This is a genomic window from Lactobacillus juensis (assembly GCF_036246285.1).
GTDB lineage: Bacteria > Bacillota > Bacilli > Lactobacillales > Lactobacillaceae > Lactobacillus > Lactobacillus juensis.
The window spans coordinates 280,954-293,270 of sequence record NZ_BTTS01000002.1 but is presented as its reverse complement, the minus strand read 5'-3'; the positions used below and the strand labels follow the sequence as shown (position 1 = coordinate 293,270).

General features: G+C 38.1%; 4 protein-coding genes. All 4 read left to right on the top strand.

The genetic code is table 11. The annotated features are described in order from the left end of the window. Nucleotides 1–113 precede the first annotated feature (113 nt). The 4 genes from AAA926_RS05590 (at nt 114) to AAA926_RS05575 (ending at nt 12,227) form a co-directional block, all read left to right on the top strand. Complete coding sequence (locus AAA926_RS05590) at nt 114–2,966, top strand: BspA family leucine-rich repeat surface protein (RefSeq protein WP_338212061.1); 2,853 nt, start codon at nt 114–116, stop codon at nt 2,964–2,966. 132 nt (nt 2,967–3,098) lie between these two features. Beyond that, nucleotides 3,099–7,331: a BspA family leucine-rich repeat surface protein gene (locus AAA926_RS09870; RefSeq protein WP_338212060.1), complete on the top strand. Its 4,233-nt coding sequence runs from the start codon at nt 3,099–3,101 to the stop codon at nt 7,329–7,331. A gap of 179 nt (nt 7,332–7,510) precedes the next feature. After that, on the top strand, nt 7,511–8,632 hold the full coding sequence (locus AAA926_RS05580; protein ID WP_338212059.1) for a leucine-rich repeat domain-containing protein: 1,122 nt from the start codon (nt 7,511–7,513) through the stop codon (nt 8,630–8,632). A 247-nt stretch (nt 8,633–8,879) separates the two neighbouring features. After that, nucleotides 8,880–12,227, top strand: coding sequence for a MucBP domain-containing protein (locus AAA926_RS05575; protein ID WP_338212058.1), 3,348 nt, complete (start codon nt 8,880–8,882; stop codon nt 12,225–12,227). The last annotated feature ends 90 nt before the right edge of the window (nt 12,228–12,317 follow it).

The following is a 12,317-nucleotide window of genomic DNA, read 5'->3' as shown; positions in this document are numbered from 1 at the left end:
TCTATATTATCAAATATAGGGCGTTTTTCGGTCTAGCCTAGCTCAGTTTGACTTTTAATAAACTCAGCCATATACTAAATCTATATTAATATGCAGTTTAGAAGAGGAATTATATGAATACACATAAGAATGCTAACAAGCAAGGAGAAAAAATATTGCTCGGCGGCGTGGCCGCAGCTGCTTTAGGCTTAATTAATGCCAAGCCCCAGACGGTCAAGGCAGCTAATCAGAATGGCACTCGTGCCACTAAAAAGACTGCGAAAAGAGCAGTCAAGACTAAGTTGAACTATCAAAGTGAAACTGGTTCAGAAACGGAAGGCGAAGCAGCTGATGATGACCATACTGGTCAAGACAGCAGCAGTCAAACTGCTGGCAATGAGAATAATGCAGGCACTGCAAGCAGCGCCCCAGAAACTGGACAGGGTCAAGCTGGAGCCAATAGCAGCACGGCAAGTGAAAATAGTGCAGATGCAGGCAATACCAGCGATCCAAGCACCACAGACAAAGCAAAAGCTGACAAGCAAGAAGCAAGCTCTTCACAATTTGTTCCTGCTAAAGCTACTCGTGATGGCGCAATTTCAAGCAGATGGAACGATATCCCCGTTACAGCTGATAATGGTATATTAAAAATTGGTTTACCTGACAAGCAATATACTATTAAAAGTGATAGTTTACTTAAAAAAATTGGCATTAATAACAACATACCTTGGGTAGACACATCAAAAATTACAGAGATAGATATATTAGGAACATTAGAAATTGAAGGATATGCTAATAATTTATTCTCTGGACTTTCTAGTTTACAAACTTTTAAGGACTTGGAAAACTTAAAAACAGATAAAGTAACACGGATGGACGATATGTTCGATAGCTGTTCATCACTAACTTCCCTGTCCCTTCCTGAAAGTTTTAATACAAGTAAAGTAACTAATATGGAAAGTATGTTCGGTCAGTGTACTGCTCTAGAAACTTTAGATTTATCATATTTTGATACTTCTAATGTAGATGAAATGATGGATATGTTCAACGGGTGTACTAATCTAAAAAGCTTAAACCTGCAAAATTTCAATACCGACGAGATAGATGATTTTAATGGCTTAAGTTCTATGTTTGAAAATTGTACCAATCTTGAAGAACTAAATATAGAAAACTTTAATATTCCGTCTGCTAAGTCTAGTGATTCAATGTTTGATAATGACCCTAATTTACGAAAATTAGTTTTAGGATCTAAGTGCGATATTTCAAATTCTAATCTTAATGTTCAAGGCACTTGGGTAAACATGGGTCTAGGAAAAGATTCCCCTAAAAAGGGTACATGCAAATGGTACTATCCACAGGCATTCTTAGACGAATTTAATCCTTCGACTCAACATGATACCTATGTATGTTTTGCTGATCTTGGAGGACCAATTACAGTTCATTATCAAAGTGATAACAAAGATATTGCTGATGCAGATGAGCAATTCGGGGACATAGATACTAAACTTGTCAACGACAACTCATTCACTGCTTTTAAGCCCAAAGAAATTAAGGGTTATAAGTTTGACCACGCGGACTTCAATGGATCGACAACGGATATAGATAGCTTTCTGTTCACAAGCAAGCCTCAAACCGTTAATCTCATATACACCAAAAATGGATCATCTACTCCTAATGGCTCTGAAGGCTCGACTGGTTCCGAAGGATCACAAGGCTCTGAAAGCTCAACCGGTTCTGAAGGCTCGACTGGTTCCGAAGGATCACAAGGCTCTGAAAGCTCAACTGGTTCTGAAGGCTCGACTGGTTCCGAAGGATCACAAGACTCTGAAAGCTCAACCGGTTCTGAAGGCTCGACTGGTTCCGAAGGATCACAAGGCTCTGAAAGCTCAACCGGTTCTGATAGCTCGACTGGTTCCGAAGGTTCAACCGGCTCTGAAAGCTCAACTGGTTCTGAAGGCTCGACTGGTTCCGAAGGATCACAAGGCTCTGAAGGCTCAACTGGTTCCGAAGGTTCAGCCGGTTCTGATAGCTCAACTGGTTCCGAAGGTTCAGCCGGTTCTGATAGCTCAACTGGTTCCGAAGGTTCAACTGGTTCCGAAGGTTCAACCGGCTCTGAAGGATCACAAGGCTCCGAAGGCTCGACTGGTTCCGAAGGATCACAAGGCTCTGAAAGCTCAACCGGTTCTGATAGTTCTAACGGTTCCAACAGTTCCAATAGCTCTAATAGTTCTAACAGCTCTAACAGTTCCAATAGCTCCAACAGCTCTGATAGTTCAAATGGCTCCGATAGCTCTAACGGCTCTAACAGCTCTAATAGCTCCAATAGTTCTAATGGCTCTAATGCTTCTAACACTGCTGTTTCAATTGTCAGCAGCCCTGCGGCCATAGCGCCTGCCGTTACTGTTCACTATCAAGATGAATATGGCAACACCATTGCCCCTGACCGCGTAATCCAAGGCCGGATTGGCGATGGCTATACTACTGGTGCCGAGACTGTTTCTGGCTATACTTTAAAGACTCGTCCTGATAATGCGACTGGCTTCTTTATCAATAGTCCGCAAAACGTGACCTACGTTTACAGCAAGAATGATGGTCAAACTAATAACTCCACCACTGCCCCAACTGGAAACCAGACGCCGACTGACAATGAGCCGACTCCAATTCCGACCAGCAAAAAGAACAAGAAAAAGAAGGCACCTAAGAAGGCAATTAAAGGCCTCCATGCAAATAAGCAGAGCAAGAAAGCACCTGCCAAATCAATCAAAGGTCTCACAGCTAACAAGCATCAGGCTAACCGTCCTGCTAAACTGGCAGCTGCAGCCGGCAAATTAAACAAAAAAGGCAAGCTTAATCAGGAAAGCAGCACTGATGCACTGCCACAAACTGGTGCCGAGAAGCACAACAGTTTGGCCATGCTTGCACTAGGAGGTTTGGCCTTAGCCACTGCCCTGGGTGCTGCTTGGCTTGAGCGTAAGGAAACTAATTAAATTCTGACAAATAAAAAACGTCCTATATTATCAATATAGGGCGTTTTTAGTCTAGTCTAGCTGAGTTTGACTTTTGCCTAAGCCAGCCATATACTAAACCTATATTAATATGCAGTTTAGAAGAGGAATTATATGAATACACATAAGAATGCTAACAAACAAGGAGAAAAAATATTGCTCGGCGGCGTGGCCGCAGCTGCTTTAGGCTTAATTAATGCCAAGCCCCAGACGGTCAAGGCAGCTAATCAGAATGGCACTCGTGCCACTAAAAAGACTGCGAAAAGAGCAGTCAAGACCAAGTTGAACTACCAAAGTGAAACTGGTTCGGAAACTGAAGGCGAAACAGCTGATGATGGCCATACTGGCCAAGACAGCAGCAGTCAAACTGCTGACAGCGAGAATACTGCAGGCACTTCAAGCAGCGCCCCAGAAACTGGACAGGGGCAAGCTGGTACCAATAGCGGCACAGCAAGTGAAAATAGTGCAGACGCAGCTGCAGGCAATACCAGCGATCCAAGCACCACAGGCAAAGCAAAAGCTGACAAGCAAGAAGCAGATCATGCACAATTTGATCCTGCTAAAGCTACTAGGGAAAGTTTCCCAACTAAATGGCAAGGGATAGATATCAGTTTCAATGATGAAGGTGATATATTAAAAATTAGTGGTGGCACAATTGATAACAGTGATAATCATTCTATCAGCCTATTCCACTATTTAAATAATCAAAGTCCAGTGTTAGCCGCTGACATTAAAGAAATTGATATCACTGGCAAACTCAAAATTATTGGCTCTGCAAATGATCTGTTTAATAGCCTTGGGGTATTAGAAACCATCAAGGGGTTAGACAATCTTGATACTTCTGATGTTACCAGCATGGAAAACATGTTTAGTGAAAATAAAAAACTAACGAATATCGATTTATCTAGTTCAACTTCTTTCATAACCACAAAAGTGACAGACATGTCATACATGTTTTATGGTGACGAGTCTTTAACCAAGTTAGATTTATCTCACTTTGATACTTCAAATGTCACAAACATGGCGCATATGTTTCAAGAATGCAGCGGACTTCGTAGCTTTGCATTCCCAGCTACTTTTAAAACAGATAAAGTGACAGACATGTCATACATGTTTTATAACTGTAATCAAGTTTGGTCTATTGACGTAACCAAATTCAACACTTCTAATGTTGAAAACATGGCATATATGTTTTATAGTTGTCAAAGTTTTCTTACGTTAGACGTTTCAAGCTTTGATACGTCAAAAGTGACAGATATGTCATATATGTTTGGTGCTTGTCGTAATTTGCTTAAATTAAATCTGCCAACTACCTTTGTTACCGATAGTGTTCAAAACATGAAGGGAATGTTTAGCGGTTGTGAGTACATAACTGAGTTAGACTTATCACTGTTTAATACTGCTAAAGTAACTAATATGGCCAATATGTTCGGAGGTTCTAGCAGATTGACAGACATTAAAGTTTCTGATAACTTTACTACCGCAAATGTTACTGACATGAGTAAAATGTTTTCTGGTATCCCAATTACTACTGATAGTATAAACAAATTAATATCCAAATTTGATACTAGCAAAGTCACAGATATGACGGGAATGTTTGCTTCCTGCTCACAAGTAACTTCACTTGATTTGTCAAAATTTGATACTGCAAATGTCGGAAATGTTTCTGAAAAACTTTCTCGTGCTGGTATGGCAAGTATGTTTGGTAGCTGTGGTAACTTAACTACCTTAGACTTAAGCAATTTTGATACTAAAAATGTCCGTGATATGAGCCGGATGTTTTACTACGACAAAAAATTAGCAAGTATAAAATTTAGTCCTTCTCTTTTCAATACCTCTAACGTTATTGACATGAATCACATGTTTGAGGATTGTCAATCATTAACTAACATTGATGTTAGTCATTTTGATACTGCAAACGTCCTTGATATGAATAACATGTTTAATGATTGTTTTAAATTAGCTGCAATAGATGTTAGTCATTTTAATACTGCCAAAGTAAGTAACATGTCGTATATGTTTGTAAATTGTGAGTCTTTAACAAGTTTAGATGTCACTAGCTTCAACACGGCAGCTGTGAGTGATATGACTAATATGTTCTGGCAATGTTCAAATTTAACCAGTTTGGATCTACACAACTTTAATACCAGAAAAGTTTCTAAATATGATGCCATGTTTCGAGGCTGTGATAAACTAGCAAAACTTGATCTTAGTAGTTTTGATATACAAAATTCATCATCTATTGTTGATATGCTTAGGGTTCTTCCATCCCTTGAAGTGCTTATGCTAGGCAGAAGAAATGATTTGAAAAAAGTCGTAAATACATATGGGGACGGTGGTTTAGGTCACAATCAGGACGGCCATGATGAAGAAGATATCTGGGTTAACATGGGAGTTAATGAAGATAACGGTGGTCTTCAGCCTAAAGCTCATTATTGGACTGGTGCTGATTTAATGGAAAATTATGATGGCAGTAAGGATTATGATGTGTATGTTAATATTAATAAAATTCCAAATCCTTGCAGTATCACCATTAATTATCAATTTGAGGACGATAAAACCGCCAAACTCTCACCAAACGATTATCAATTCGGTACTGCTGGTAATGACGTGGTTATTCCAATCACAGCCAGAAAGTTGCCTACCTATAAACTTGCTTACGTTGAAATTAATGGCAACAAATACGCTACTGATAAATATGAAGATGCGTTGAGTAAACTAAAGTTTACTAATGATCCTCAAACTGTTACCTTTGGGTACGAAAAGAGTAATGCTGGTAAGGGTAATGACTCCGGTACTTCCAGTGGTTCTAACGGTTCTGACAGCTCTAACGGTTCCAACAGCTCTGACAGCTCTAATGGTTCTAACAGCTCCGATAGCTCCGATAGCTCTAATGGTTCCAACAGCTCTGACAGCTCTAATGGTTCCAACAGTTCTGACAGCTCTAATGGTTCCAACAGTTCTGACAGCTCTAATGGTTCCAACAGTTCTGACAGCTCTAATGGTTCTGACAGCTCTGACAGCTCTAATGGTTCCAACAGTTCTGACAGCTCTAATGGTTCTGACAGCTCTGACAGCTCTAATGGTTCTGACAGCTCTAATGGTTCCAACGGCTCCAACAACTCTGATAGCTCTAATGGCTCAAACGGCTCTGAGAGTTCTGACAGCTCTAATGGTTCCAATAGTTCCAACAATTCTGACAGCTCCGATAGCTCAAATGGTTCCAACGGTTCTGAGAGTTCTGACAGCTCCGATGGCTCTAATGGTTCTAACGGTTCTGATAGTTCTAACAGTTCTGACAGCTCCGATAGTTCTAATGGTTCTGACAGCTCTAATGGTTCCAACGGCTCCAACAACTCTGATAGCTCTAATGGCTCAAACGGTTCTGAGAGTTCTGACAGCTCTAATGGTTCCAACAGCTCTGATAGTTCAAATGGCTCTAACAGCTCCGATAGCTCAAATGGTTCCAACAGTTCTGACAGCTCCGATGGCTCTAATAGCTCTGACAGCTCTAATGGTTCTAACAGCTCCGATAGCTCAAATGGTTCCAACAGCTCCAATAGCTCCAACAGCTCTGATAGTTCAAATGGCTCCGATAGCTCTAACGGTTCTAACAGCTCTGATAGTTCAAATGGTTCCAACAGCTCTGATAGCTCTAACGGCTCTAACAGCTCTAATAGCTCCAATAGTTCTAATGGCTCTAATGCTTCTAACACTGCTGTTTCAATTGTCAGCAGCCCTGCGGCCATAGCGCCTGCCGTTACTGTTCACTATCAAGATGAAGATGGCAACACTATTGCCCCTGATCGCATAATCCAAGGCCGGATTGGTGATGGCTATACGACTGGTGCTGAGACGGTTTCTGGCTATACTTTAAAGACTCGGCCTGATAATGCGACCGGCTTCTTCATCAACAGTCCGCAAAGCGTGACCTACGTTTACAGCAAGAGTGATGGCCAAACTAATAATTCCACCACTGCCCCAGCTGGAAACCAGACGCCGACTGACAATGAGCCGACTCCAATTCCGACCAGCAAGAAGACCAAGAAAAAGAAGGCAGCTAAGAAGGCAATTAAAGGCCTTCATGCAAATAAGCAGAGCAAGAAAGCACCAGCCAAATCAATCAAAGGTCTCACAGCTAACAAGCATCAGGCTAACCGCCCTGCTAGACTGGCAGCTGCTGACCGCAAACTAAACAAAAAAGGCAAGCTGAATCAGGACAGCAGCACAGATGCATTACCGCAAACTGGTTCCGAGAAGCACAACAGTTTAGCTATGCTTGCACTAGGCGGTTTGGCCTTGGCCACTGCCTTAGGTGCTGCCTGGTTCAACCGCAAGAAAAACTAATTAATTTAAAAGTTCATTATTTGAACATAAAAATTTTCCATGAGACTTAAAAAGTTACATGGAATTTTTTATAATTGCCATTAATATATATTTAATTTTACTTTACAACTGCCATAATATAGCTATACAATATATGTGTAAATAATTAATGCTATTTTGGAATTAGAAAGGTTTAAAATATGAATAAACATAGCAAGCAAATGCTATTTAGTGGTTTAATTGCCACTGCCCTAGCATTAGTTGCTGTTGGTCCACAAGCGGTTAAAGCTGACAGTGTATCAGGCAGCACATTAGCAGCAAGTCGTTTGAATATCAAAGCAACTGATAAGAAGCAAGTTGTTGGCTTGAATCAGACTCTTGATAAAAGCTCAGAAAATAACACAGTTTTAATTAATGGAAAAAGCTTGAAAAAAGAAAGCAATCATATGCTTCCTGAACAAACTCAAAACCAAAAGCCAAAAGTTGCTACTAAAGCAAGTGAATCGGTTGATTCCTGGATGCCTGATAAAAATTTGCAACGTATAGTTGCCTACAATCTTTATTCCAAAGATTCACCTAAATTCATGCAAAAAATTAATAAACAGGATTTATCTCAGTTGACCACATTAAGGTTAACTGGTGATTATGAACGCACCCACCAAGATTACTATTCTGCTGCCCTTAACATCGAATCATTAGAGGGACTGCAGTATGCAACAAATCTAGAAGTGCTTGATCTTTCCCCTGATATTGATTCAAACATTAATTTCTTTGGAACAGCATATTGGCACAGTCACTTACAAGATATTAGTGCATTAAAGAACCTTAATAAATTAACTGATGTCTACATGGAAATGTGTAGTATTTATGATATTAGTGCTCTAAGCAACAAACCTAAATTAAAGAATTTGGGAATTTCATATAATGGTGTCACAGACTTTTCTCCTTTAAAAACTGATACTAAACTCCCAACTTATGTTACAGCTTACTATCAAACAATATTTAATCCGCAAATAAAAGTTGCTCAATTAAGACCTTATATTACTGCAACTTATAATTTTAAAGATATAGATAGTAGCAACATGCCTATTCGTATAGCAAACGATGAAGATAAGGATTATTATGTTTCAAACTATTTAAGCGATTGGAAAAATCCTGGTACGATTTTAGCTGATGGTAAAACTGTAGAATGGGATCTTTCTAAGTTACCAGTCGGATACAAAGGATATATGACTGTGAATTATGAAGGTAAATTTTTGGGCGAGCCGGGTTATGAATCTGGTGGATGGTTAATTATTCCATTTGTAATTACAGCCAACTAAGGAAAAATATCTTATAAAATAATATTTTTGACAGACTACTAAGAAAATTATTTCTATAAAGTTATCAAATTAAAATAAACAAGAACATACTAATACAGGTGTGAATTTTCCTGCATTCAGTATGTTCTTATTTTTCTTCTGCCATATTTTTGCTGTAGTATACTAACTTTCCTCACCTTGATTTTATTTATTTATGACCATATACTATATTTAGATTATTGTATTGTTAGAAGAGGAAAAAATTTTTATGAAGACACATAAGATTGCTTATAAGCACGGAGAAAAACTCCTGTTAGGAAGCGTTGCCGCTGTTGCTTTGGGTCTTATTAATGGCAAGACTAAAACGGTTAAAGCTTCTGCTATTCCCAGTAATGGCTCAGCCCTGAAAAAACCCAGCAAGACCAGGCTAAAAACTAAACTTAACTATCAGACTGCTCGTTCTAAGCTGGTTAAAAAAGCAGCGGCTCTTGAAGCAAGCGATGAACAAGACACTGCTGAAGCCGCTACAGATAAACCAACTCAGGCACAGGCAGCAGAAACTGATACAACCACTACTGATCCAGCTGACGATCAAGTCTCTGAAAATAATCAAACCGGCTCTGCCACCGGTAATAAAACTCAAACAACGGAAAAATCAGACAAGACTGACATCCCAGAAAAATTCGATCCTACTCAAGCTACTAAAGCTATCCGTCATGGAGACATTAATTCTATACCATTTACTTTTGACACAGATGCTGGAACATTTACACTGATATCTGAAGAAGGAAAAGTAACAGACTTTGGAAAATTCACGCCAGTCATTTCAGGATCAAATATATATGATGGGCAGTCTTACACACCGTCAAAAGATGTCAGAAATATTATTTTTAGCGGCAAGTTTAAAGCAAATCAATCTATTAAAGGAATGCTCGCAAATCTTCCTAAATTAGAATCAATTACTGGATTAGACAACATTGATTTTGGTGAAGTAGCTGATATGCAGGATTTGTTTAAAGGCGATACTAATTTAAAGACTATTGAAGGGTTAGATAATTTAACAAAGGCTTCCAATGTACATGATATGTCTGGAATGTTTCAAGAATGCTCAGCAATTACCTCGCTAGATTTATCCTCAATCAACTTTAACATGGCAACAAGTTTTCAATCAATGTTTGCAAATTGTTCTAGTTTGAATAATTTAATATTGCCTGACAATATCGACACTTTTAATGTAACCAATATGGCCTCCATGTTTGAGGGATGTTCAAAACTATGTACTATAACATTTAGTAAAGCAAATAATGCATCTCAACTTTCTGATACACCTATTAATAACGAAAAAAGGTTAAGCTTAACACGTTTCGACACATCAAATGTGACTGACATGAGTAATATGTTTAAAGGATGTACTTCTTTAAATGGTCTAGATATTAGCAGCTTTAACATGTCAAAATTAACTGACGAAGGAATATCAGATATACTTAACGATTTGCCTTCTTTAAACATTCTTGTTTTAGGAAAAAATTGCAAAACAAAGATTGATAAGTACAATGCTAATCTCGATACAACTGGTACATGGGTAAATGTTGGCAAAGGCAAACTTGAAAAACCAGAAGCAAGTAAAAAATGGTCTTCACGTGACTTAATAAAAAACTACGATAGTGAAAAGGATGCTGACACTTATGTTAGGTACAGTGGTGGTTTAGTAACTGTGCATTATCTAGATCAAGACCGCAAACCAATCCTAGATGATTCAGATAAGCCGATTGTCGATCATTTAGTTGGTAATGTTGGACAAAGTATTCCAGTTGACACAGATAAAAAGATTCCGGGTTATCAAATTGCGAAAGACCAGGACTTTGGTACATTTACGAGTGAACCAAAAGATGTTAATGTTATCTATAACTCTGATTTTGGATATGTCAATGTGCAATATCGAGATGAAAATGGTAAGCCGCTTTTAGACAAAAATGGTAAAGTAATTAAAGATTCATCCATCAAAGCTATAAATGGTCATAATTGGAGCATTAACCCCCAAGATAAAGATTTTCAATTCGATGGTTACAAATTAGTAAAGACAGACGGTAAAACTTCTGGTGTGTTCGATAAAGATAACCCTCCTACAGTTACTTTAATTTACACTGATCAAGGCAAGGTCACCATTCATTATCAAGATGAAAATGGCAAGCCGCTTTTAGATAAAAATGGCAAAGAAATTGAAGATACAATTTTACAAGGAAAAATTGGTCAAGATAAATGGAACATTGATCCCAATGACTATAAGCTTCCTGGCTATGCTTTTGTGAAGGCAGACGGTAAAACTTCTGGTATCTTTGATGCCACTAACCCCACTGTCACTTTAGTTTACACTGATCAAGGCAAGGTCACCATTCATTATCAAGATGAAAATGGCAAGACGCTTTTAGACAAAAATGGCAAAGAAATTGACGATACAATTTTACAAGGAAAAATTGATCAAGATAAATGGAACATTGATCCCAATGACTATAAGCTTCCTGGCTATGCTTTTGTGAAGGCAGACGGTAAGACTTCTGGTATCTTTGATGCCACTAACCCCACTGTCACTTTAGTTTACACTGATCAAGGCAAGGTCACTATTCATTATCAAGATGAAAATGGCAAGACGCTTTTAGACAAAAATGGCAAAGAAATTGAAGATACAATTTTACATGGAAAAATTGATCAAGATAAATGGAACATTGATCCCAATGACTATAAGTTTCCTGGTTATGCCTTTGTGAGTGCAGATGGTAAAACCTCTGGTATCTTTGATGCCACTAATCCTACTGTCAATTTAAAATATACTTCCCAAGCTCAACCTATTAAGGTTCATTATGTAGATAACCAAGGAAAATCAATTAGTGAAGATAGAATCATTTCTGGAACAATTGGTCAAAAAATACCTGTAGAACCTAAAGAAATTCCTGGTTATTCCGTTTCTGAAATCAATGGTAAAAAAATAACAGATAAAGGAAACATAACCCTTTACTTGAGTGATAAGCCTCAGGAAATAACTTATACATATACTCAAAACTCAAGTAGTACGCCCAATAAAGCAAAGGCACCTAATGTTACTGTTCATTACCAAGATGAATATGGCAATATTTTAACTCCAAATGTTGTATTAGAGGGTTATGTTGGTGACGGCTATACTTCTGAAACTAAATCTATTTCAGGTTACACGTTAAAAACCAGACCAAATAATGCTACTGGCTTCTTTACTACTTTTCCACAAGATGTAACTTATATTTATAGTAAAAATGAAACTAATATTAACCAAATCACTGACAAACAACCCGATAATAATAAGCCGACTAAAGTCCCAACTATAAAGAAACCTAAGCGTAAACCAACAAGGCACTTAAGAAATATTAACAGAAGAAAACAACTTGATAAAAAATCAAGCATTCCTACTAAACTAGTGCAAAGAAAGACTATTACGCAACAAGCAAACAGCACAAACAATAAACACTCTAGTTCTTTGCCACAAACTGGGAAAAATCAACATTCCAGTTTAGCAATGCTGACACTTGGAGGCATAGCTTTAATAAGTGCCTTTAGTTTAGCTTGGTTAGATAGAAAAAAAGAATAAATAATTAGTAAACATACTTTTACAGATTAAATGACTGTATAAGTATGTTTTTTATATTTTCTGATTTTGGTTATAGAAATAGTATATTAA